The 22,876-nt window shown below is 59.4% G+C and carries 26 protein-coding genes; 11 read left to right on the top strand and 15 right to left on the bottom strand.

Features of this window, described 5'->3' with window-relative positions:
- Window positions 1-2 precede the first annotated feature (2 nt).
- From HU759_RS05550 to HU759_RS05525, 6 genes are all read right to left on the bottom strand, one after another.
- Window positions 3-242, bottom strand: coding sequence for a BolA family protein (locus HU759_RS05550; RefSeq protein ID WP_017138228.1), 240 nt, complete (start codon window positions 240-242; stop codon window positions 3-5).
- 114 nt (window positions 243-356) lie between these two features.
- On the bottom strand, window positions 357-662 hold the full coding sequence (locus tag HU759_RS05545) for an STAS domain-containing protein (protein WP_138453435.1): 306 nt from the start codon (window positions 660-662) through the stop codon (window positions 357-359).
- Entirely contained in the window at window positions 659-1,312 is a 654-nt protein-coding gene (locus HU759_RS05540) for an ABC transporter substrate-binding protein (protein ID WP_017138230.1), read from the bottom strand. The genes HU759_RS05545 and HU759_RS05540 overlap by 4 nt, the downstream gene beginning before the upstream one ends.
- 11 nt (window positions 1,313-1,323) lie before the next feature.
- Window positions 1,324-1,791: an outer membrane lipid asymmetry maintenance protein MlaD gene (gene mlaD, locus HU759_RS05535; protein WP_010170575.1), complete on the bottom strand. Its 468-nt coding sequence runs from the start codon at window positions 1,789-1,791 to the stop codon at window positions 1,324-1,326.
- Window positions 1,791-2,588 (bottom strand): lipid asymmetry maintenance ABC transporter permease subunit MlaE, encoded by a 798-nt coding sequence (mlaE, locus tag HU759_RS05530; RefSeq protein WP_017138231.1) that lies wholly within the window; start codon window positions 2,586-2,588, stop codon window positions 1,791-1,793. The genes mlaD and mlaE overlap by 1 nt, the downstream gene beginning before the upstream one ends.
- Window positions 2,588-3,397, bottom strand: coding sequence for an ATP-binding cassette domain-containing protein (locus HU759_RS05525; RefSeq protein ID WP_005784851.1), 810 nt, complete (start codon window positions 3,395-3,397; stop codon window positions 2,588-2,590). Before HU759_RS05525 ends, mlaE begins: the two co-directional genes overlap by 1 nt.
- A gap of 287 nt (window positions 3,398-3,684) precedes the next feature.
- Between HU759_RS05525 and HU759_RS05520 the strand changes: the two genes are divergently transcribed.
- The 10 genes from HU759_RS05520 (at window position 3,685) to HU759_RS05475 (ending at window position 10,734) form a co-directional block, all read left to right on the top strand.
- The gene (locus tag HU759_RS05520; RefSeq protein ID WP_017138232.1) at window positions 3,685-4,659 is read left to right on the top strand and encodes a KpsF/GutQ family sugar-phosphate isomerase; all 975 of its coding nucleotides are present in this window, start codon (window positions 3,685-3,687) and stop codon (window positions 4,657-4,659) included.
- Window positions 4,660-5,184 (top strand): HAD family hydrolase, encoded by a 525-nt coding sequence (locus HU759_RS05515; protein ID WP_017138233.1) that lies wholly within the window; start codon window positions 4,660-4,662, stop codon window positions 5,182-5,184.
- Window positions 5,185-5,192: 8 nt separating this feature from the next.
- Window positions 5,193-5,765, top strand: a complete 573-nt coding sequence (lptC, locus tag HU759_RS05510; RefSeq protein ID WP_017138234.1) for an LPS export ABC transporter periplasmic protein LptC — start codon at window positions 5,193-5,195, stop codon at window positions 5,763-5,765.
- Window positions 5,752-6,324, top strand: a complete 573-nt coding sequence (gene lptA / locus HU759_RS05505; protein WP_017138235.1) for a lipopolysaccharide transport periplasmic protein LptA — start codon at window positions 5,752-5,754, stop codon at window positions 6,322-6,324. Before lptC ends, lptA begins: the two co-directional genes overlap by 14 nt.
- Complete coding sequence (lptB, locus tag HU759_RS05500) at window positions 6,324-7,049, top strand: LPS export ABC transporter ATP-binding protein (protein WP_016974288.1); 726 nt, start codon at window positions 6,324-6,326, stop codon at window positions 7,047-7,049. Before lptA ends, lptB begins: the two co-directional genes overlap by 1 nt.
- 184 nt (window positions 7,050-7,233) lie before the next feature.
- Window positions 7,234-8,727: an RNA polymerase factor sigma-54 gene (locus HU759_RS05495; protein WP_017138236.1), complete on the top strand. Its 1,494-nt coding sequence runs from the start codon at window positions 7,234-7,236 to the stop codon at window positions 8,725-8,727.
- Window positions 8,728-8,802: 75 nt separating this feature from the next.
- Window positions 8,803-9,108: a ribosome-associated translation inhibitor RaiA gene (gene raiA, locus HU759_RS05490; protein WP_017138237.1), complete on the top strand. Its 306-nt coding sequence runs from the start codon at window positions 8,803-8,805 to the stop codon at window positions 9,106-9,108.
- Between the two features lie 12 nt (window positions 9,109-9,120).
- Entirely contained in the window at window positions 9,121-9,585 is a 465-nt protein-coding gene (gene ptsN / locus HU759_RS05485; RefSeq protein WP_017138238.1) for a PTS IIA-like nitrogen regulatory protein PtsN, read from the top strand.
- Between the two features lie 2 nt (window positions 9,586-9,587).
- Window positions 9,588-10,445 carry an RNase adapter RapZ gene (gene rapZ, locus HU759_RS05480; RefSeq protein WP_017138239.1) on the top strand — a complete coding sequence of 286 codons (858 nt, stop codon included), beginning with the start codon at window positions 9,588-9,590 and terminating at the stop codon, window positions 10,443-10,445.
- A 16-nt stretch (window positions 10,446-10,461) separates the two neighbouring features.
- Window positions 10,462-10,734 carry an HPr family phosphocarrier protein gene (locus tag HU759_RS05475; RefSeq protein ID WP_017138240.1) on the top strand — a complete coding sequence of 91 codons (273 nt, stop codon included), beginning with the start codon at window positions 10,462-10,464 and terminating at the stop codon, window positions 10,732-10,734.
- Between the two features lie 37 nt (window positions 10,735-10,771).
- Here HU759_RS05475 and HU759_RS05470 read toward each other — a convergent pair whose 3' ends face one another.
- From HU759_RS05470 to pmbA, 6 genes are all read right to left on the bottom strand, one after another.
- Window positions 10,772-11,665: a ZIP family metal transporter gene (locus HU759_RS05470; protein WP_170036273.1), complete on the bottom strand. Its 894-nt coding sequence runs from the start codon at window positions 11,663-11,665 to the stop codon at window positions 10,772-10,774.
- Between the two features lie 32 nt (window positions 11,666-11,697).
- Window positions 11,698-12,309, bottom strand: coding sequence for a superoxide dismutase (locus tag HU759_RS05465; protein WP_017138242.1), 612 nt, complete (start codon window positions 12,307-12,309; stop codon window positions 11,698-11,700).
- A 1-nt stretch (window position 12,310) separates the two neighbouring features.
- Window positions 12,311-12,739, bottom strand: coding sequence for a hypothetical protein (locus HU759_RS05460; protein WP_017138243.1), 429 nt, complete (start codon window positions 12,737-12,739; stop codon window positions 12,311-12,313).
- A 27-nt stretch (window positions 12,740-12,766) separates the two neighbouring features.
- Window positions 12,767-14,143: a class II fumarate hydratase gene (locus HU759_RS05455; protein ID WP_170036271.1), complete on the bottom strand. Its 1,377-nt coding sequence runs from the start codon at window positions 14,141-14,143 to the stop codon at window positions 12,767-12,769.
- Window positions 14,136-14,531 (bottom strand): FagA protein, encoded by a 396-nt coding sequence (locus HU759_RS05450; RefSeq protein WP_138449097.1) that lies wholly within the window; start codon window positions 14,529-14,531, stop codon window positions 14,136-14,138. Before HU759_RS05450 ends, HU759_RS05455 begins: the two co-directional genes overlap by 8 nt.
- Before the next feature lie 134 nt (window positions 14,532-14,665).
- Complete coding sequence (pmbA, locus tag HU759_RS05445) at window positions 14,666-16,012, bottom strand: metalloprotease PmbA (protein ID WP_138449094.1); 1,347 nt, start codon at window positions 16,010-16,012, stop codon at window positions 14,666-14,668.
- Window positions 16,013-16,120: 108 nt separating this feature from the next.
- On the opposite strand from pmbA, the gene yjgA reads away from it, so the two are divergent.
- Window positions 16,121-16,642: a ribosome biogenesis factor YjgA gene (yjgA, locus tag HU759_RS05440; protein ID WP_017138246.1), complete on the top strand. Its 522-nt coding sequence runs from the start codon at window positions 16,121-16,123 to the stop codon at window positions 16,640-16,642.
- 45 nt (window positions 16,643-16,687) lie between these two features.
- Here yjgA and tldD read toward each other — a convergent pair whose 3' ends face one another.
- The 3 genes from tldD to HU759_RS05425 are packed head-to-tail and all read right to left on the bottom strand — an operon-like array spanning window position 16,688 to window position 22,859.
- Window positions 16,688-18,130, bottom strand: coding sequence for a metalloprotease TldD (gene tldD / locus HU759_RS05435; RefSeq protein ID WP_017138247.1), 1,443 nt, complete (start codon window positions 18,128-18,130; stop codon window positions 16,688-16,690).
- Window positions 18,131-18,146: 16 nt separating this feature from the next.
- Window positions 18,147-18,995 carry a carbon-nitrogen hydrolase family protein gene (locus HU759_RS05430; protein WP_017138248.1) on the bottom strand — a complete coding sequence of 283 codons (849 nt, stop codon included), beginning with the start codon at window positions 18,993-18,995 and terminating at the stop codon, window positions 18,147-18,149.
- Window positions 18,996-19,043: 48 nt separating this feature from the next.
- Window positions 19,044-22,859 (bottom strand): YhdP family protein, encoded by a 3,816-nt coding sequence (locus HU759_RS05425; RefSeq protein WP_186616756.1) that lies wholly within the window; start codon window positions 22,857-22,859, stop codon window positions 19,044-19,046.
- Window positions 22,860-22,876: the final 17 nt, after the last annotated feature.

Genomic DNA, 22,876 nt, shown 5'->3' with positions numbered 1-22,876 from the left:
GCTCAGGTACGCTCGGCCCAGGCCGCGCGGCTGAAAAATTTCATAGTAACCGCGTGGATGCTGCCATCGGTGATCCACGGGTTCAAATGGGCATAGATCTGCTGTTGACGCTTGACCGGGCTCAATTTCGCCAGTTCATCGCTAATCACGTTCAGCTGGAAATTGCAGCCTTCGCCTTCAACTTCTACGATCGTTTCCGGCAGCTTTCCTTCAAGGAAGCTTTTAACTTCTAGGGCCTGCATGCTCAACCTCTATCGGCGCCCAGTGCGCACGGGTCGCACATCATACAAAAAAGCCCCGCGCCTGCGAACCCCGCATAGCAGGACTCTGACGGGGGGCTTCTTTAATAATGTGTATTAAGGATGCGCCAACAGTTCGGTAATACCGGAAACCTGAGCGATTTCACGCATGTCTTCGGGCATTGAGCGGATGCTGACCGGCTTCCTGGCGGCTTGCGCATCACGCATGAAGCACAGCAACAACGACAAGCCGACGCTGCTGGACTTGGTCACCGCCGAGCAATCAAGCACCAACGCAGGTGCGTTACTGCTGTTGATCAGCGCCTGACCCTGCTTGCGCAGGTCAGGCCCGGTGCGGTAATCCAGCACGCCACTGAGGAACAACTCGCCGGCGTCACCCAGACGAACAGCCGACTCGGTCATTGCGCAGGCTTCCCGGCTTGTTTGTCGGTTTCTTCCTTGGCTTTGGCGACTTCACCGGCCCAACCATTGATGGTTTTGTCCAGGTTATTGCCATTACGCTGCATCGCATCAGCGAACTGATCGCGGAACAGCTTGCCGATGTTGATGCCGTTGATGATCACGTTGCGCAGTTTCCACTCGCCGTTGACCTTCTCCAGCGTGTACTGCACAGGGTAGATGGCGCCGTTATTGCCTTTGACGCTCATGTTAACGCTGGTGCGATCACCCGACTCATCCCCGGCTGGGGCGACGGTAATACCTTGGTTGTTGTACTCCAGCAGGGCGTTGCCGTAGAACTGGAACAGGCCCTTCTTGAAGTTTTCCTGGAATGTTTGCATTTGCGCAGGGGTAGCCTTGCGCGAATACTTGACCGTCATGATGCTGCGGGAAATGCCTTCGGCATCGACCACCGGGCCCACAATGGTATTCAGTGCTTCGTAAAACCTGGTCGGGTCTTGCTTGTACTGCTCTTTGTTGGCAGTCAGGTCAGCCAACATCTTGTTGGTGGTGTCCTGCACCAGATCGTGCGCAGAACCGCCGGCAGCGGCATTAGCCATCAGCGGCAGCGCTGCCAGCAGCACCAGCAGGCCACGTCGCAAGGTAGAGATCATGAACAGGTTCCTCATTTGGCGTCTTTATTGACCGTATTGAGCAGGAATTTACCGATCAAGTCTTCAAGCACCAGCGACGACTGTGTGTCGTGGATTGTCGAACCATCCTTGAGCAGGGCTGTTTCCCCACCCACGCTGATGCCGATGTACTTCTCGCCCAGCAGCCCAGCAGTGAGGATAGATGCAGTGGAGTCAGTCGGCAGATTATCTACCTTCTTGTCGACTTGCATGGTCACCCGGCCAGTGAAGCTGTCGCGATCCAGATCGATTGCCGTGACCTTGCCGATGGTTACACCGGCCATGGTCACTTTAGCTCTGACCGTCAAACCAGCAATATTGTCGAAGTACGCGTAAAGCTTATAAGTATCGGCGGTGGGGCTGGCCGAAAGGCCGCTGACTCGCAGGGCGAGCAACAGTAAAGCCAGGATGCCAGCCAGCAAGAAAAGGCCGACACCGATTTCCACAGTGCGGTTTTGCATCAGAAATCTCCAAACATCAAGGCGGTCAAAATGAAGTCAAGGCCCAGTACCGCCAGCGAGGCGTACACAACGGTCTTGGTGGTGGCGCGACTGATCCCTTCTGAAGTGGGCTCACAGTCATAGCCTTGGAATACGGCGATCCAGGTCACTACAAAGGCGAAAACGATGCTTTTGATGATGCCATTGAGCACGTCGCCGCTGAAGGTCACGCTGTTTTGCATGTTGCCCCAGTAGGAGCCGTCATAGACGCCCAACCAGTCAACCGCCACCCACGAACCACCCCAGATGCCCACCACGCTGAAAATCATCGCCAGCAGCGGCAGGGATATGAAGCCGGCCCACAGGCGCGGGGCAACAATATATTTGAGCGGGTCCACGCCGATCATTTCCAGGCTGGACAACTGCTCGGTGGACTTCATGTTGCCGATTTCGGCGGTCAATGCAGAACCCGCACGACCAGCGAACAGCAAAGCGGTGACCACCGGCCCCAGCTCACGCAGCAGCGTCAGGGCAACCATCTGCCCGACTGCCTGCTCCGAACCGTAGCTGGAGAGGATATTGAACCCCTGCAACGCCAGCACCATACCGATGAATATCCCGGACACCACGATGATGACCAGGGACATCACGCCCACCGAATGCAGCTGTCTCAACAACAGGCCAAAACCGCCGCCAATGCCGCCACGCCCGAGCAGCGCGTGAAACAGAAAAATTGTCGAACGCCCCAGGACCTCGACCAAGTCGATGCCGGAACGGCCGAAAAGGCGAACCTTCTCGAGTAAAGATGTCTTGCGCATCAGCGCTTCCCCAGAAGATCTGAGCGGTAGTCCGCTGCCGGAAAATGAAAAGGCACCGGGCCATCGGGATCGCCGGTCATGAATTGGCGAATGCGCGGGTTATCAGCGTTCATCAGCTCTTCAGGCGTACCCTGCCCCAGCACCTGGCCATCGCCGACCACATAAAGGTAGTCAGCAATGCTCGCGGTTTCGGCCAGGTCGTGGGAAACCACGATGCTGGTGATCCCCAACGCATCGTTGAGCAGGCGGATCAGGCGCACCAGCACGCCCATGGCGATCGGGTCCTGGCCTACGAACGGCTCGTCATACATAAGGATCTGCGGATCGAGAGCAATAGCCCGCGCCAGCGCAACACGACGCTTCATGCCACCGGACAACTCGTCGGGCATCAGGTCGATGGCACCGCGCAAGCCCACGGCTTGCAGTTTGAGCAGCACAATGTCACGAATCATTTCATCGGACAGCTGGGTATGCACCCGCAGCGGAAACGCTACGTTTTCGAAAACGTCGAGGTCGGTAAACAGGGCACCGCTCTGGAACAGCACGCCCATATGCTTGCGCGCATCGAACAGATCGCTGCGCGACAGGGTCGGCAGGTTCTGGCCGTTGACCCACACTTCGCCGGCGCTGGGCCGCAATTGCATGCCCATCAGGCGCAACAAAGTGGTCTTGCCGCAACCGGAAGGCCCCATGATGCCCGTGACTTTGCCGCGGGGAATGCGAATATCGACGTTATTGAAGATGCTGCGCGAACCGCGCTTGAAGGTAAGACCCTTCAGCTCGACCGCGTAGGCGTTATCGGCACTCATCTAATCTCCTTGGGATGCAGCCTTTCACTCAGACACCATGCTTGCGACTTTCGTTTGCAACAGATGCACAAAAGTTAGCGGCATGGGGTGGGCCGACCGAACTGGCGGCGAACTATATCACTGCTGGTACAGAGCCCCCAAGGCCGGAACAGCGCTTGTTCAGATTCGGGACAGGGAAAACACGTGGCTGAGCATAAATCCCAGGCACCTGCAGAATAACTAGCGTGAGGGATTTGATCATTACCGCTATAATCGCCGACTTTTCGTCAGGCTATACGATTTCAGACATGAGCCAATCCAGCGACCTTATTCAATCCGCACAACGCACCATCCGCCTCGAGCTTGAAGCCGTAGAAGGTTTACTGGCCCATATCGACGCAGATTTCGTACGCGCCTGCGAGATGATTCTGGCCAGCACGGGCCGCGTTGTGGTGGTCGGCATGGGCAAATCCGGCCACGTCGGCAACAAGATCGCCGCCACCCTGGCCAGCACCGGGACCACGGCGTTTTTCGTGCACCCGGCCGAAGCCAGCCACGGTGACATGGGCATGATCACCAAGGATGACATTATCCTGGCGCTGTCGAACTCGGGCACCACCAACGAAATCGTGACCTTGCTGCCCTTGATCAAGCGCCTGGGCATCAAGATGATCAGCCTCACCGGCAACCCGGAGTCCACGCTGGCCAAGGCTGCCGAAGTCAATTTGAACGTGCACGTGGCCCACGAAGCCTGCCCGCTTAACCTGGCACCGACCTCCTCCACCACCGCCGCCCTGGTCATGGGCGACGCCCTGGCCGTGGCGTTGCTGGAAGCTCGTGGCTTTACCGCTGAAGACTTCGCGTTTTCGCACCCGGGCGGCGCGCTGGGTCGTCGCCTGCTGCTCAAAGTGGAAAACGTCATGCACTCGGGGGATGAGCTGCCCCACGTGCAACGTGGCACCTTGCTCAAAGACGCGCTGATGGAAATGACCCGCAAGGGCCTGGGCATGACCGTAATCCTGGAAGCCGACGGGCGTCTGGCCGGAGTCTTCACCGACGGCGACCTGCGCCGCACCCTGGACCGCACCATCGATATCCACACCGCGACCATTGATGCGGTGATGACGCCCCACGGCAAGACCGCCCGCCCCGAGATGCTTGCAGCCGAAGCGCTGAAGATCATGGAAGACCATAAGATTGGCGCGCTGGTGGTGGTCAATAGTGACGACCGCCCGATCGGCGCCCTGAACATGCACGACTTGCTGCGTGCGGGAGTGATGTAAATGACCAGCGACCTGATGCAACGCGGCAAACACATCAAACTGGCGATTTTCGACGTGGACGGCGTGCTGACCGACGGCCGCCTGTACTTTCTCGAAGATGGCAGCGAATTCAAGACCTTTAACACCCTCGACGGCCAGGGCATCAAAATGTTGATGGCCGCCGGTGTGCAAACGGCAATTATCAGTGGTCGAAAGACACCGGTTGTGGAACGCCGCGCACAAAACCTGGGGATTCCTCACCTGTATCAAGGCCGTGAGGATAAACTGGTGGTTCTGGACGAGCTTCTTGGCCAACTCAACCTAAGCTATGAGCAGGTTGCGTACCTGGGTGATGACCTGCCTGACCTGCCGGTCATTCGCCGAGTGGGCCTGGGCATGGCCGTCGCCAATGCAGCGGCATTTGTTCGTGAACACGCCCATGGCATTACTGTCGCACGTGGCGGTGAAGGCGCGGCCCGCGAGTTCTGCGAATTGATCCTGCGTGCCCAAGGCAGTCTTGAAGCGGCCCACGCCGCCTACTTATAGAGCGTTTTATGCTGAGCAAAAAGATTCGCAACTTCCTGTTATTCGGGGTCATCGCCGCGCTGTTCCTGGCGGTGGGCTACTGGAATATCAGCCCGGAGCGCTTTCTCGACAAGCCTGTAGCACAGGTTGACGAGGGCCTGATCGACAATTTCGCCACCAATGCCTATACGGTGCAGTTCATGCCTGACGGCAAGGTCCAATACGAGATGACCTCCGATAAGGTGGAACACGTCAAAGCCTCCGACGTCAGCTTGCTGACCAACCCGGACCTGAACCTGTTCCGCGGCACCGACTTTCCGTGGCACGTCACCAGCAAACGTGGCGAGGTCAATGCGGACGGCACCCAGGTTGAGTTGATCGACTCGGTACGCGTTGCGCGCACCGATGAACACAAGCGTGACACCATCATCACCAGCAGTCGCATGACCGTTTTCCCACAACAGCAATATGCGCAGACCGAGCAAGACGTTAGAATTGACGGCGCTGGCGGTGTATCGACTGGCAAGGGAATGAAAGCGTATTTGAAAGAAAGCAGGATACACCTGCTATCGAACGTAAGAGGACAGTATGAGGCTCGTTAAAACCCTCCCTATTTTGCTCGGTCTGGGCGCAGCACTGGGAAGCGTGAGCGCCTGGGCTCTGCCGAACGATAGCCAGCAACCGATCCATATCTCGGCTGACGATGCGCAGTTGGATGATAAACAAGGCGTCGCGACCTACACCGGTGGCGTGATCATCACCCAGGGCTCGATGAAGATTACCGGCAACACGGTAACGCTGACTCGCACCCCGGCTGGCGACATCGACGTGGTGACTTCGGTGGGCAACCTGGCTTACTTCGAACAGAAGCAGGCGGCTGCCGACCCGGCACCGATGAAAGGCTACGGCAGGACCATCCAGTATCACGCCCAGCAGAACCGCATTATCCTGATTGACCAGGCACGGGTTGTCAGTACTGACGGCAATACCACCGAAGGTGAAAAAATCACCTACGACACCGTCAAGCAGATCGCTACCGCCGGTCGCGCCAATGGCACAAAAATCGGCACACCGAAGCCGCGCATCGACATGGTTATCCAGCCGAAGCAGAAAGACGCTGCCGCCCCTGCGCCAAAACCCGCTGCGAAGAAGACGAACTGATGGCAACCCTGAAAGCCCAGCATCTGGCCAAAGCTTATAAAAGCCGTCAGGTCGTACGCGACGTCAGCCTGTCGATCGACAGCGGCCAGATCGTCGGCTTGCTCGGCCCCAACGGCGCCGGCAAGACCACCTGCTTCTATATGATTGTTGGCCTGGTCCAGGCGGATCAGGGCCGTGTATTGATTGACGACCTGGACGTAAGCCACCAGCCCATGCACGGTCGTGCACGCGCCGGCATCGGCTATCTTCCCCAGGAAGCGTCGATCTTCCGCAAACTGTCAGTGTCCGACAACATCATGGCGATCCTCGAGACCCGCAAGGAACTCGACCGTGACGGCCGTCGCAAAGAGCTGGAAAGCCTGTTGCAGGAGTTCCATATCAACCACATCCGCGACAACCTCGGCATGAGCTTGTCCGGTGGCGAGCGTCGCCGTGTGGAAATCGCACGTGCCCTGGCCACCGCACCGAAGTTCATCCTGCTGGACGAACCTTTCGCCGGTGTCGACCCGATCTCGGTTGGCGATATCAAGCAGATCATCCATCACCTCAAGGCCAAGGGTATCGGTGTACTGATCACCGACCACAACGTGCGTGAGACCCTCGATATCTGCGAAACCGCCTATATCGTTAACGATGGGCAACTGATTGCAGAAGGTGACTCCGCCACTATCCTGGCCAATGAACTGGTGAAGGAAGTGTACCTGGGTCACGAGTTCCGCCTGTAAACACGGTGGTATCAGGCCATTGCCCGGGGCGCGTGCAAGTCAATAAAAACCTCAGTTTTTTTATTGTTACCGCGCTCTAGGCAAAGCCCCTGATATCAGGCATATAATTTGCTTATGTTTGGCGCTCACGCGCCCTGTCGTGGATGGCGCATTGCGCCGGCGAATAAGGTGTTAAGCCCCTGCCATGAAACCATCGCTAGTCCTGAGAATGGGCCAGCAGCTGACGATGACACCGCAGCTGCAACAGGCCATCCGCCTGCTCCAATTGTCGACCCTGGACCTGCAACAGGAAATCCAGGAGGCCCTGGAGTCCAATCCGATGCTCGAACGCCAGGAAGAAGGCGACGACTTCGACAATGCAGACCCGCTGGCCGACAACATCGAGCAAAAACCCAACCCCGACGTGCAGGAACCGTCCTATCAGGAAACCGCCCCTACGGTGGACAACCTTGAGGAAGGTGAATGGAACGAACGCATTCCCAACGAGCTTCCCGTGGACACCGCCTGGGAAGACGTCTACCAGACCAGCGCCAGCAGCCTGCCCAGCAATGACGACGACGAGTGGGACTTCACCACTCGCACGTCCGCCGGTGAGAGCCTGCAGAGCCACTTGCTGTGGCAACTGAACCTGGCGCCGATGTCCGATACCGATCGCCTGATCGCCGTAACCCTGATCGACTGCATCAACAATCAGGGCTACCTGGACGAAACGCTCGACGAGATTCTTGAAGCCTTCGACCCGGAACTGGACATCGAACTGGACGAAATCGAAGCCGTCCTGCATCGCATCCAACAGTTCGAGCCTGCCGGCATTGGCGCTCGCACCTTAAGCGAATGCCTGTTGCTGCAACTGCGCCAACTGCCGGCCAAGACCCCGTGGCTCGCCGAAGCACAGCGCCTGGTCACCGACTACATCGACCTGCTGGGCAGCCGCGACTACAGCCAGTTGATGCGCCGCATGAAGCTCAAGGAAGACGACCTGCGCCAGGTCATCGAGCTGGTACAGAGCCTCAACCCGCGCCCCGGCTCGCAGATCGAGTCCAGCGAAGCCGAATATGTCGTGCCTGACGTGATCGTGCGCAAAGACAACGAACGCTGGCTGGTGGAGTTGAACCAGGAATCGGTGCCTCGCCTGCGGGTCAACCCACAATACGCAGGCTTTGTGCGCCGCGCCGACACCAGTGCCGACAACACCTTCATGCGCAACCAGTTGCAGGAAGCGCGCTGGTTCATCAAGAGCCTGCAAAGCCGTAACGAAACCCTGATGAAAGTGGCCACCCAGATCGTCGAGCACCAGCGCGGCTTCCTGGAATATGGCGATGAGGCGATGAAGCCACTGGTTCTGCACGACATTGCCGAAGCGGTAGGTATGCATGAATCGACGATTTCACGGGTAACCACGCAGAAATTCATGCATACCCCACGGGGTATTTATGAGCTGAAATACTTTTTCTCCAGCCACGTCAGCACCTCCGAAGGCGGTGAATGCTCGTCCACGGCGATCCGCGCGATCATCAAAAAACTGGTTGCGGCGGAAAATCAGAAAAAGCCATTGAGTGACAGTAAGATCGCTGGTTTACTGGAGGCACAAGGCATTCAGGTCGCCCGTCGAACCGTCGCCAAGTACCGCGAGTCCCTCGGGATCGCGCCTTCCAGCGAGCGTAAGCGTTTGATGTGACGGGCGGGCCATAGCGTTCCAGTGGTGGGTATTCCTACCCACCGCTTTATGCACTGGCAACGAAGGAGAAGCTGTATGCAAGTCAACATCAGTGGACACCATGTAGAAGTCACCCCTCCATTGCGCGAATACGTCGAGCAGAAGCTGAAACGGCTTGAGGGTCATTTCGACAAAATCACCAATGTGCAAGTCATCATGAAGGTCGACAAGCTTCAGCAGAAAATTGAGGCGACTCTCCAGATACCCGGTGGCGAAGTAGTCGCCAATGCCGAGCATGAAGACATGTATGCATCAATTGATGCCTTGACTGACAAGCTTGACCGCCAACTTAAAAAGCATAAGGAAAAGCAGCAGAGCCTTCTTCAAGGCACAGGCCGCTAACACTCCCCACCCATGATCCGACTTGAAACTATCCTGACCCCCGGCCGTTCCCTTGTGAACGTGCCGGGCGGCAGCAAAAAGAAAGCCCTCGAACAAATTGCCAACCTGATCGCGCGCGAAGTGCCGGATCTGGAGATGCAGGATGTATTCGACGCGCTGATCGCCCGTGAAAAACTCGGTTCAACCGGTTTTGGCAACGGCATCGCCATTCCTCATTGCCGCCTCAAAGGCTGCGAGACACCCGTCAGCGCCTTGCTCCACCTTGAAGCCCCCATCGATTTCGACGCCATCGACGGCGCCCCGGTTGACCTGCTGTTCGTTCTGCTGGTCCCGCAAGCCGCCACCGATGCGCACCTGGAACTGCTTCGGCAGATAGCCAGCATGCTCGACCGCAAAGAAGTACGCGACAGACTGCGCAGTGCCAGCAGCAACGAGGCGCTTTATCAGGTTGTACTCGATGAGCAAAGCGGGCAGTAACCATGCGTTTGATCATCGTCAGCGGCCGCTCCGGCTCGGGTAAAAGCACCGCCCTCAACGTCCTTGAGGACAACGGTTTCTACTGCATCGACAACCTGCCGGCGGGCCTGCTGCCGGAATTGGCCGAACGCGCCCTGATCCACACTGAACTGCCGCAGCCACTGGTGGCCGTCTCGATTGACGCCCGCAACCTGCCCAGCCACCTCGAGCGCTTCCCGCAACTGCTCGAGGAAGTACGCGCCAAGCATATTCATTGCGATGTGCTGTACCTGGATGCCGACGAGGAGACGCTGCTCAAGCGTTTCTCCGAAACCCGTCGACGTCACCCTCTCAGCAGCCCGCATCGCTCCCTGGCCGAAGCCATAGAGGATGAGACCACGCTGCTGGGGCCGATCATTGACCTCGCGGATCTCAAGATCAACACCACGGACCTCAACCTGTATCAGTTGCGCGATGCCATCAAGCTGCGCCTGCTGAACCAGCCGGAGCCAGGCACGGCCTTTCTGGTTGAGTCGTTCGGGTTCAAGCGCGGGATGCCGGTGGATGCCGACCTGGTGTTCGACGTGCGCTGCCTGCCCAACCCCTACTGGAAGCCGGAGCTGCGTGACCAGTCTGGTTTGGACCAGCCAGTAGCCGAGTACCTGGCTGCGCAACCGGATGTCGAGGAGATGTTCCAGGATATCTCCAGCTACCTGCTCAAATGGTTACCGCGCTTTGCTGCAAGTAATCGGGCTTATGTCACCATTGCCATCGGCTGCACCGGCGGCCACCACCGTTCCGTCTACCTGACCGAACGCCTGGGCCAGGTGCTGCAACAAACCCTCAAGAACGTCCAGGTTCGCCACCGCGACCTTAGCTGAAAGGAACACCCCCGCGATGCCCGCTCTGGAAATTGAAATCATCAACAAGTTGGGCCTGCACGCCCGCGCCTCGGCCAAATTTGTCGGCGTTGCCGGGCAGTTCCCTTGCCAGATCCGCGCCGGGCGCACGCCGGAATCGATGGTCGACGGCAAAAGCATCATGGCCATGATGATGCTGGCTGCGGGCAAGGGCACCAAGATTCACTTGAAGACGGAAGGCGAACAAGAGCAGGAAGCGATGGACGCCCTGGTTAAGTTGATCAATAACTACTTTGACGAGGGTGAGTAAACCCACCCTTTGAGACAGGTGTGAGGCTGCAATGGCCTCACCCTAATGCGGTATCCATCACCATCATCAAACAAAACCCGACGCACAACCCCAGGCTGGCAAGCTTTTCGTGACCGTTGCGGCGCGATTCCGGGATCACTTCGTGAGTCACCACCAGCAACATAGCCCCCGCCGCCAGCGCAAGCCCCAATGGCAACAGAACCTCAGCCAGGCTCACCAACCACGCACACAGCACGGCAAACACCGGCTCGACCAAGCCTGACGCGGCGCCGATCAAGAACGCCTTGACCCGCGACATGCCCGCGCCTGCCAACACCAGTGCAATCACCAAACCTTCCGGCACATCCTGCAAGGCAATGCCCATGGCCAGGCTGTCGGCGTCCGGCATGCCACCACCGGCAGAAACGCCCACTGCCATACCTTCCGGAATGTTGTGAGCAATGATGGCGAACACAAACAACCAGATACGCGGCGCAATCACGGGTTTACCCGCCGTAACCACCAGCATCTCCGGGCTCGCGCCGGAAACCTTGCGGTCTACCAGATACAGCCCGCACGCCCCCAGCATGATGCCGAAGCTGATCAAACCACTGGCACCCCAAGGCGAGAGCCCCAGGCCTTCAGCGGCCGCAATACCGGGCACGATCAGCGAGAAAGCCGTCGCCGCCAACATTACCCCGGCACCAAAGCCCAGCAAGGTATCGCTCAGCGCTACCGGCATGCGGCGTATGACCAGCACGGGCACCGCGCCCAGTGCCGTGCCGAGCGCGCAGATAGCGCCGCCCTGCAAGGCGCGCAGGATACGCGGTTCAAGGTTTAGCCAGGCCAGCCCATGGGCCACCAGCAATGCAGTCCCTGCCAACAGCAACAGCGAGCCAAACGCATAACGAAACATTCGCCCGCTGCTGATCGCCAGTGTTTCAGTGCCCATAGTCGGCCTTAGATCTTGTTATAGGTTGAATATCAGGCCAGGGCGGCCTGGTAGCGTGCGGCGACTTCCGGCCAGTTGATCACGCTATAAAAGGCGTTGATGTATTCCGGGCGACGGTTCTGATACAGCAGGTAATAGGCGTGCTCCCACACGTCCAGGCCCAGTATTGGCGTGTTGCCGCTCATCAACGGGCTGTCCTGATTGCCACTGCTTTCCACCACCAGTGTCTTCTGCGGGGTGACACTCAGCCATGCCCAGCCGCTGCCGAAGCGGGTCAAGGCGGCCTTGGTGAAGGCCTCTTTGAAACTGTCGAAGCCGCCCAAATGCTCGTCGATGGCTTTGCCCAGCGCGCCGTCGGGTTTACCGCCGCCCTTCGGCGACATCACCGCCCAGAACAACGAGTGGTTGGCGTGACCACCCCCTTGGTTGATCACGGCAGCACGCAGTTTTTCCGGCAGTTGCTGCACGCTGGACACCAACTTCTCTACCGGCCAACCCGCAAACTCCGTGCCTTCGACCGCTGCATTGAGGTTGTTGATGTAGGTTTGGTGATGCTTGGTGTAGTGAATCTCCATGGTTTGCGCATCAATATGCGGCTCCAGGGCGTCGTAGGCGTAAGGCAGGGCAGGCAAGGTGTAGGTCATATCAATGTGCTCCGTAGTGTGGAGTGATCGGTTGCGCCGCAGTACCGCCCAGCAGGCGATGGGTACGCGGGTACTCGCCGTGATCGCTGATGAAATTCAACAGTTCGACGTAGGTCTTGCTGCTCTGGCGCAGCGCCGCCTCGCGCAATTGCGGGTTCAGACGCGGGTCCTGCATGGTCTGCAACAGCCGTTGGTGAATGGCGCACAGGTATTCCGCGCTTTCCTCCGGCTGGTTCAGGCGCAGGTGCAGGTCCGCCAGGTTGTGGTGGGAAATGACGCAAGCCGCCACTGCTTCGTCGGCATCCGCCCAACGCTCGAACAACACTTGCGCCAGGGCCAGGGCTTGCAAATAGGCCTCACGAGCGTCGACCAGCTCGCCCGCCATAAAACAGCGATTGGCCCGTTCGATCGTGCGTTTCCAGTGCTCCATGGTGCGCCTCCAAAGCAGGGTCGGTGATTACACGCCGCCGGCCGTGAGCTTTTCCGGGTCCAGCAGGATCTCCAGTTGGCTACGTGACAAGTCGGTGTGCTCAAGAGCGACATCGATCACCGGGCGGCCTTGCTGATAGGCCTTCTTGGCGATTTCAGCGGCCTTTTGGTAACCAATGATCGGGTTGAGTGCGGTGACCAGGATCGGGTTGCGCGACAGCGCTTCCTTAAGCTTGGCTTCGTTGACCTTGAAGCTGGCGATGGCTTTGTCGGCCAGCAGGAGGCTGGCATTGGCCAGCAATTCGAGGCTGCTAAGCAGGTTCTGGGCGATGATCGGCAGCATCACGTTCAGCTCGAAGTTGCCGGACTGACCCGCCACAGTGATCACCGTGTCATTGCCGATGACCTGGGCGGCAACCATGGCGGTGGCCTCCGGAATCACTGGATTGACCTTGCCCGGCATGATCGAGGAGCCTGGCTGCAAGCCTTCCAATTCGATTTCACCCAAGCCTGCGAGCGGGCCGGAGTTCATCCAGCGCAGGTCGTTGGCGATTTTCATCAGCGATACCGCAGTGGCTTTCAACTGGCCGGAAACGGCAACGGCGGTGTCCTGGGAGCCGATCAGCGCGAACAGGTTCTTGCCGGGGGTGAATTTCACCCCGCTAAGGATGCTCAGTTGCTGACTGAAACGCGCAGCAAATTCGGGGTGCGCATTGATCCCGGTACCAACCGCCGTGCCACCCTGTGCCAGCGCCTGCAAGCTCGGCAGCAAATCCTGCAAATGGCCGATATTGGCCTTGAGCTGTTGCGCCCAACCATTAAGCACCTGGCTCATGCGCACCGGCATGGCGTCCATCAGGTGCGTTCGGCCGGTCTTGATGAACGGGTGGACCTCTTCGCCCTTTTGCTCGATGACTTGCACCAAGTGCAGCAAGGCCGGCAGCGTTTGCTCATGCAGCACCAAGGCTGCGCTGACGTGGATGGTGGTTGGGATAATGTCGTTGCTGCTTTGGCCACAGTTCACATGATCATTGGGGTTAACCGCTTCACCCAGCAAACGGCTGGCCAAGGTCGCAATCACTTCGTTGGCATTCATGTTCGAGCTGGTGCCGGAGCCTGTCTGGAAAATATCCACCGGGAAGTGCGGCATGAAGTTGCCTTCGAGCAAGCCCTGGGCCGCGTCAACGATGGCCTTGCCCTGCCCTTCGCTGATTTGCTTGAGGTCGACATTGACCTTCGCGGCGGCGGCCTTGGCCAGGATCAGGGCGCGAATGAATTGCGTCGGCATGCGTTGATGACTGATCGGAAAATTGTTCACCGCGCGCTGGGTCTGCGCGCCATACAAAGCCTCGGCAGGCACTTGCAGCTCGCCCATGCTGTCGCGTTCGATACGGGTGTTACTCATCGTTTGATCCTTGCACCAGGTCGGAGTGAGAAATAGACGGCAGCAATTCGCAGGTCGCCAATTGCCAGGCAAAGGTCTGCCAGCGCTTGAGGCGGCAGGCACAGTGGGAAAGTTTTTCCAGGTCGCGAAGTGGGCGCCAGGCCTGGTCCAGGCACATGGATCGCCAGTGCCAGGGCAAGGCGATGTCGCCCGCGGTGTCGATCAAAAGGCGGAATGACGTTTCGGCGATCGTCCACGGATGGGTCGCGGTGCAGCACGCCAGGTATCGCCCTTCGTTGAGGTAATGTTCGATCAGTCGCGGTTCATTAGGATCAAGGCCGCAGCGAATCTGACGACTCATCCAACGCCAACTTTCCAGGTACGGATCCTCATGCAGGACAGAACTCATGATCCATGCTCATTCGGTAATGATATTTATTATTAAATGATATTGAGAATCAAAACAAGAGCAGCAAATTGCAGCCATTAAAAAAGGCACGCCATCTTGAGGATGGCGTGCCTTTTTGATGAAGCGTCGCGCCGTTAACTGCCGGCGACGGTCATCCGCTCAATCAGCACCGAACCGGTGCGAATGTTGCTGCGCAGCTCCAGGTCATTACCCACTGCGACGATCTGCTTGAACATATCGCGCATGTTGCCGGCAATAGTCACTTCCTGGACGGCGAATTGAATCTCGCCATTTTCTACCCAGAAACCCGCCGCACCGCGTGAATAATCACCGGTCACCATGTTCAGGCCACTGCCCATCAGCTCGGTGACCAGCAGGCCTCGGCCCATACGACGCAACAGCGCTGCCTGGTCTTCATCGCCATGGGTGACGAACAGGTTGTGCACGCCACCGGCGTTCGCCGTGCTTGGCAGGCCCAGCTTGCGACCGGCGTAAGTGCCCAGCACGTAGGACACCAACTCGCCCTTTTCGACAAACGGTTTGGCATAGGTGGCCAGGCCATCACCATCGAATGAGGAACTGCCCATGGCACGCATCAGGTGCGGGCGCTCATCAATCGTCAGCCATTCAGGAAACAGTTTCTGGCCAATCGCGCCTTCAAGGAACGAAGATTTTCGGTACAGGTTGCCACCGGAAATCGCGCCAAGGAAACTGCCGAACAAACCACCGGCCAGCTCAGCCGAGAACAGCACCGGCACCTCACACGTTGGTACCGGGCGTGCGCCCAGGCGGCTCGCTGCACGTTGCGCCGCGCGCTGACCGATGCTGACTGGATCGGCGAGCAATTCGCCCTGGCGGCTCACGTCGTACCAGTAATCGCGCTGCATCTGGCCATTGGCTTCGGCGATCATCACGCAGCTCAAGCTATGGCGAGTGGAGGCATAACCACCGATAAAACCATGGCTGTTACCGTAGACACGGCAGCCTTGATGAGTGCTCAACGTGGTGCCATCAGCGTTCTTGATGCGGGCATCGGCATCAAACGCCGCTGCTTCGCAGATCAGTGCCTTTTCGATCGCTTGCTCGGGCGTGATGTCCCAGGCGTGAAACAGATCGAAATCCTTCAAGTCCTTGGCCATCAGCGCTTTGTCGGCCAGGCCCGAGCTTTCATCCTCGGAGGTGTGCTTGGCAATCGCCAGCGCCGCCGCCACGGTTTCACGAATTGCTTCCGGCCCACTGGCGGAAGTACTGGCCGAGCCTTTGCGCTGCCCGGCATACAACGTGATACCAAAACCCTGGTCGCGATTGAATTCAACAGTTTCCACTTCACGCTGGCGCACCGACGTCGACAGCCCCTGCTCCAGCGACACGGCTACTTCACAGGCGCTGGCCCCCTGGCGCTTGGCCTCGGCAAGGATCTGCTCGACTTGTTCCTGCAGTGCCGGTAACGCTTGCGGACCGACGCTTTGGGCTGCACTCATGGTTTTCTCCACTCAAATTCTGCTTTCGGTTAAGGCCATCGAGCGACCGGGCCGGACAAGCGGCCCCCGACTGGTTATCATGGCGGCGTTTCTTTGCGGACTGCCACCATGGTTGATTCTTACGACGACTCCCTCGACGGGGAGAAAAGCAAAACCCAGGTCAAACGCGAGCTGCATGCGCTGGTTGACCTCGGCGAGCGCCTTACAACGCTCAAGAAAGACTTGATTGCCAAATTGCCACTGACCGACGAAATGCGCCGGGCGCTTGCGGATGCTCCCAAGCACACCGCGAATATCGCGCGTAAACGGCACATCATGTTTATCGGCAAGCTGATGCGCGATCAGGACACTGATGCCATTCTGGCCTTGCTCGATCAAACCGATGCCTCCACTCGCCAGTACAACGAACGCTTCCATAACCTGGAGCGCTGGCGTGACCGCCTGATCTCGGGCGATGACGCGGTGCTGGAGAAATTCGTGCTGGACTACCCGGACGCGGACCGCCAGCAACTGCGCTCCCTGATCCGTCAGGCCCAGCACGAGCAGGCGCATAACAAGGCGCCGGCCACCAGCCGTAAAATCTTCAAATACATCCGTGAGCTGGACGAGACTCAACGCGGCCTGCGTTGACCCTCTTCCCCGGGTGGCGGTCTTCGCCACCCGAAGCTCCGGCCATTACGACCCCGTGCCACCCACGGTGATCGCATCGATTTTCAAGGTTGGCTGACCGACGCCGACTGGCACCGACTGCCCATCCTTACCGCAGGTGCCCACGCCGCTGTCCAGCGACAGGTCATTACCGACCATCGACACCTTGCTCATGGCTTCCGGCCCATTGCCAATCAACGTCGCCCCTTTGACCGGCGCGGTAATCTTGCCGTCTTCGATCAGGTACGCTTCGCTGGTGGAGAACACAAACTTGCCGCTGGTGATATCGACCTGGCCGCCGCCGAGGTTGGCGCAGTAGATCCCGCGTTTTACCGAGGCGATGATTTCCGCGGGGTCGCTTTCGCCACCGAGCATGTAGGTGTTGGTCATGCGCGGCATCGGCAGGTGCGCGTAAGACTCGCGACGGCCGTTACCGGTACGCGCCACACCCATGAGGCGGGCGTTGAGCTTGTCCTGCATATAGCCCTTGAGCACGCCGTTTTCAATCAGCGTGGTGCATTCGGTCGGCGTGCCTTCGTCGTCGACACTCAACGAGCCACGCCGGCCGGCCAGGGTGCCGTCATCGACAATGGTGCAGAGTTTGGATGCAACCATCTCGCCCATGCGCCCGCTGTAGGCCGAACTGCCTTTGCGGTTGAAGTCGCCTTCCAGGCCGTGGCCCACGGCTTCGTGCAGCAGCACGCCAGACCAGCCCGAGCCCAACACCACCGGCAAGGTACCGGCCGGCGCCGGAATGGCTTCCAGGTTGACCAGCGCCTGACGCAGCGCTTCACGGGCGTAACCCATGGCGCGGTCTTCAGCGAGGAAATAACGGTAGTCGGTACGCCCGCCACCGCCGTGACCACCGCGCTCGCGGCGGCCGTTCTGCTCAACAATGACACTCACGTTGAAACGCACCAGCGGCCGCACGTCCGCCGCCAGCCCGCCGTCCGTGGACGCCACCAGAATGCGCTCCCACACGCCAGCCATGCTCACCGTTACTTGCTGAATACGCGGGTCGAGCGCACGAGTGGCCGCATCGATACGCTTGAGCAAATCGACCTTTTCCGCGCGGCTGATCACCTCCAGCGGGTTATCCGGCGCGTACAGCTGGGCCACGTCCTGAGTGCTGAAAGCCTGCACAGTGCCGTTCTGGCCGGCGCGGGAAATCGAGCGTGCCGCGCGCGCCGCCAGGCCGAGGGCTTCAAGGGTGATGGCGTTGCTGTAGGCAAAACCAGTCTTTTCACCGGATTGCGCGCGCACGCCTACGCCTTGGTCAAGGTTGAAACTGCCTTCCTTGACGATGCCGTCTTCGAGGGCCCACGACTCGGAAATCTGGCCCTGGAAATACAGGTCGGCCGCGTCGATGCCCGGCCCGGCCAGATCACCGAGCACGGTTTGCAAACTGTCGATGGTCACGCCACCGGGTGCCAGGAGGTGTTCACTGACTGAGGACAACAACTCGCTCATAGGTTTGGCCTTAAATTCATCGTTCTGAAGCAGGCCGCTGCGCGCCCTGCGAGAAAAAGCGCCGATGATTGACCACCGGCATGCGCGCCCGTATCGACGCTTGTTCACTGCTATCGCGTTCGGCCAACAACACCGCTTCGCCTTGATCCTGTTGTGTCAGCACACGCCCCCAAGGGTCGACAATGGCTGCGTGGCCAAAGGTTTCCCGTGGCCCCGGGTGCGCACCGCCTTGAGCGGCGGCCAATAAATAGCACTGGGTTTCGATGGCTCGCGCCCGAATCAGTACATCCCAATGTGCCGCGCCGGTCACCGCCGTAAAGGCCGAAGGCGCAGTAATCAACTCCGCCCCCGCCGCACGCAGCTCGCTGTACAGCTCGGGAAACCGCAAGTCGTAGCACACCGTCAGGCCCAAGCGCCCCACCGGCGTGTCCGCCACCACCACATTGCTCCCGAAAGCATAGTCGTCAGATTCGCGATAACGCCCCCTGGCATCTGCAACATCGACATCAAACAGGTGCAATTTGTCGTACCGGGCGACGATTTCGCCCTGATCATCGATCAATAGCGAGCAAGCGTTGGACTTGGCGTGCGGTTGGTCCTTGGGCGGCAACGGCAAAGTGCCGGCCACTATCCATAAGGTGAGGTCGCGGGCGGTCTGTTTCAACCAGGGCAGGATCGGGCCTTCGCCCAAGGCTTCGGCGCGACCGATATCGGCCACGTCGCGGCGACCCATGGCAGCGAAGTTCTCCGGCAGTACCGCAAGCTTCGCACCGCCTGCTGCCGCCTGCTCCAGCAAGCGCCGGGCCTGGGCCAGGTTGGCCAGCACATCGCTCTGGCTGACCATTTGAATTACCGCAAAGGGCATGGGCCGACACTCCATAATAGGCATGCGGCCATGCTACTCCACAGGCTCTCAGTTTGGCTTTTCAAATGGCTTGTCGAAGGTGATTTTTGGATCCTTCCACGGGCCTTGAACCTTGTATTGCACGCTGGCGAAGCGCGAAACACGGTCACCGATCAGCTTGTCGATCAGGAACAACGCGCCGCCAATGGCGGGCGCGCCGACAATCAGCGCGGCAATCGGCAGGTTGTTGGTCACCGGCAACGTGACCAGCAGCTTGGCGTCGACACGGTCAGCCACCAGGTCCAGGGTGCCATTGAGCTCGAGGTTGGTGGACGGGCCGGTCATGGTGATGGGTTCACGGGTGACGAACACTCCATCACTGGCGGCCAGCAAGCCTTTGACCCGGTCATAACTCAAGCCCTTGCCGAGCAGGTCCGAGAAGTCCAGGCGCAAACGGCGACCGATCGAATTGAAGTTGAGCAAACCAAACACCCGCAAGGCCTGGGCGCCACCTTCCACTTCGACAAACTGGCCTTTACGGAATGACGCATCCAGGCTACCGGAGAAACGCTTGGGGCCAACCCAGGCCGGCGAACCCGGCCAACGGCCATCCACATCCAGGTGGAAGTCTTCGCTGGTCACGGTCGGCGCAAAACCCCAGCCCTTGAGCACGTCGGCAATGTTCTTGCCGTCCAGGCGGCCCTTGTACCAGCTGCTGCTGGCGCCGGGCGCGCCTTCCCAACCGCCGGCACCATTAAGCTGCATGCCCTTGAGGCCGAGGTTGAGGTTGTTGAAGGCCAGGCCTTTGGCAGTCGGGCGGATCTTCAGCGACCAGGCGCCCACCAGGTCGGGGCCCTGGAACAGCTGGTTGATGGCGATATCCAGCGCGGGGATGTCCTTGGGGTCGATATCCGCCAACGGGTCCGGTGCGTTTTCGTCGGCCTGCGCGGTCGGGTCCACCGCCGGCAGCTTCACGTATTGCAGGTTGATCGCAATCGGCGCGCCCTTGGCGTCCGGCAGGTTGACCGTGCCCTTGGCCTGCTGGCTGTCGAGCTGCAAACCCCAGGCGGCAGGCTTGCGGTCCAGCTGAAGGTTGGCCTGATCAAGCTGGGTGCCAAAACCGATCAGTTTGCCCACTTTGAAGTCGGCACCACTGAGCAACTGTTTGGCGCTGCCGCCTGGGTCGTTACCGGCGTAGCGGTTGGCGAGTTTTTTCCATGGGTCAATATCCAGTTCCGACAGCACACCGCGAATACGCAAGCCTTTGGCTGCGGGCAACACAGCATTGCCGGCGCCAAGGAACAACTCCCCGCGCCCATCATTGAATTTGTCCGGCGGCGAGGCAAAGGTAAAGCTCGCCAATTCGCCGTAGTCGAACCAGTAACGACGCTCGGCACCTTGCAACGTCATGCGGAACACACTGTCACGGCCTTGGCTGGCAGGCATGCCGAAGGGCGCCGGCAGGTCTACCGCCACACCCTTCATATTGGAACTGACCATCAGTTGGCTGTCGGCGCCGTCCAGTGTGAGTTGCAGCTGGTACGGAATATCACCGGACACTGGCAACGGCTGGCTGATTTTTAACCAATCGGTCAGGCGCTTGACCGTGACCTGGCCCTTGGCGGTGACGCGGGTACTGATGTTGCCTGGCTTGCCATCGGCAACAATTTGCGCGGTGATCGGTCGATCGAATGCCTGGGCCGAGATGTTCTGGCCACTCAAGCCCTTGCTGCTGTCGAAGCGGAAATCGCCCTTGAGCTGTGTCAGGTCCAAGGTCGGCTCCGCCAATTGAAGACGGGCTTTGTCGGTCTTGAAGTCCACCACGATCTTCGGCTCGGTGCCTTTGACCAGCGGAATGTCCAGGTCCAGATTGCCTTGCAGGTCGCCGTCGCCCTTCCAGCCGGCAAAGGTTGAACCCGTGCCTATCGGCGCGTCCTGAAGGATCTTCAAACCATCACCCAGGCCGCCCGCAAACCCACCGGTGATCAGCAGGTGGCTGTCTTTACCGGCCGGTGCGTGGGGAATATTGACGTACACGTCCTTGACCTTGGTGTCGAGCAATTGGCCCTTGCTGGCCAGGATGCGCACGCCGCTCTCCTCGACAAACACTTCGCCATTGACCTTGCTCACATGCGGCCAACCCGGCTGGAAGGCCAGTTCGGCGTCATGCACCTTGAAGAACAAGCTGATGTTGCGCGCAGCGGGCAGCGCGTCATGGTTGAGCGAACCTTGGTACTGGAAGAACCCTTGGTCCACGGCGCCTTTAAGAATTGCGGTGCGCAGCCATTCATCCAGGGACGGGCTCAACACGGCCGGCAAATACTTGGGCGTGAAACGACCATCGCCATCGACCATACCGACCCGCAGGTCCATGTAGTCTTCCTGGGCATGGTCGAAGTGCAGGCGAATCAGGAAGTCGGCAGCCACTTTGCCCTCCTCGCCCAGCACCTTGATGTAAGGGGCAATCAGGGTGAAGCCTTCTTTATCCAGCTTCCATGTCAGGCGCGCGTTGGCCTGGATGTACTGCCAGGGCTTGGCGAAGATCGGGTACAGGTGCAGGGAAAAATCCTTGCTGTCCATACGCAACTCACCTTGGCCCAAATCGCCACTGATACTCCCGGATACGTTCCGTGCGGCTGGCGCACCGAAGTACGCGTCAAAACCGATGCGTTCAAGGTTGGCGGCGAAGCTGAGTTTTTTATCGGTGGCGTCCTGCGGACGGAAATCCACCAACACATTGCGCAACACGCCCGTGGCCTTGAGGTGCTCGATGGTTTTGGCAAAACCTTCCGGCAATGGCGCCAAGGCATTCAACAGCGGGGTAACAGGGGTCAGGTCAAGGCGGTCAGCCTGAAGCTTCCAGGTTTCCTGGTCTTTGTCGGTCGCCACGCTTTGTTGCAGTTGCAGGTGTGATTCCCAGCGGGTATCGCCGATGTTCATCGCCAGTGAATCGAACAACACCTTAAGGCCACTGTCACTGCGTTGCAGGTAGGCGGTCAGGGCGAGGTTTTCGATATGCACAGGTTTGCGGTCGGCGTAACTGCCCTTTACTTGCGGTGAGTTGAGGCGCACCACGGCACTTTGGACGGTGCCTTTGCCCCAATTGAGCCAGAACTCGCCACCGGCTTTGAACTGAGTGAGCTTCCATTGCTGGGTCAGCCTGGCGGGAATCCATTTGGCCCAGTCACTTTGAGGCAGGCTCAGGTAGGCTTCGACTTCGCCCTCTTTCCATGCGCTTGCGCGAATACGGCTACGAAGGCTCAGCGCCAAAGGCTGGCCGTCCGGCAGGGTGACGCGTGCATCCAGGCGTTGGCGGATGTTGCCGGTATGCAGGCTCAGGCCCACATAGGTCAGGGTCAACGGCGCTTGCTCGAACGGCTGCAATGTCACCTGGCTGTCGAGCAACGACACGCGCTTGACCATCTGCATGCGCGTGAGCAACTGCTGCGGGTCCAACGGCTGGTCATCCTGCACCGGCAAACCTTGCAGCGCCCAGTGGCCGTCCTGGTCTTCCTTGACACTCAACTGCAGGCCGCTGACTTCCAGGTGGGCGATACGCACTTCGCGCGCCATCAGGCTGGCCCAGATATCCGGCACCACTTCAACCTGATCCAGGCGCAAGGCGCTGTTGCCTTCGCCGACCATCACGTCGTGGGCCAGCAATATCGGCGCGAAACCACTCCAGCGCCCTTCGAGGCTGCCGATGTGCAGGGGCATCTCCACCGCAGCCTGCGCCTTGGCTTCAACTTCGGCGCGGTACTCCGCCACCAGTGGGACCAACTCACGACCCAGGCTCACGTACACCGCCGCCAGTACCAGCAGCAAGGCGCACAGGCCCAGGCCCCAACGGGTCAAGGCGGCAAAAAAGCGTGTCAGACGCTCCATGTCAGGCGACCCTCAAG

Origin of the sequence: Pseudomonas sp. OE 28.3 (genome assembly GCF_014268205.2) — a bacterium.
In the GTDB taxonomy this organism is placed as follows: Bacteria; Pseudomonadota; Gammaproteobacteria; order Pseudomonadales; family Pseudomonadaceae; genus Aquipseudomonas; species Aquipseudomonas edaphica.
Note: the sequence above shows the minus strand (reverse complement) of the source record. Positions and strands in the feature narration are given on the sequence as shown.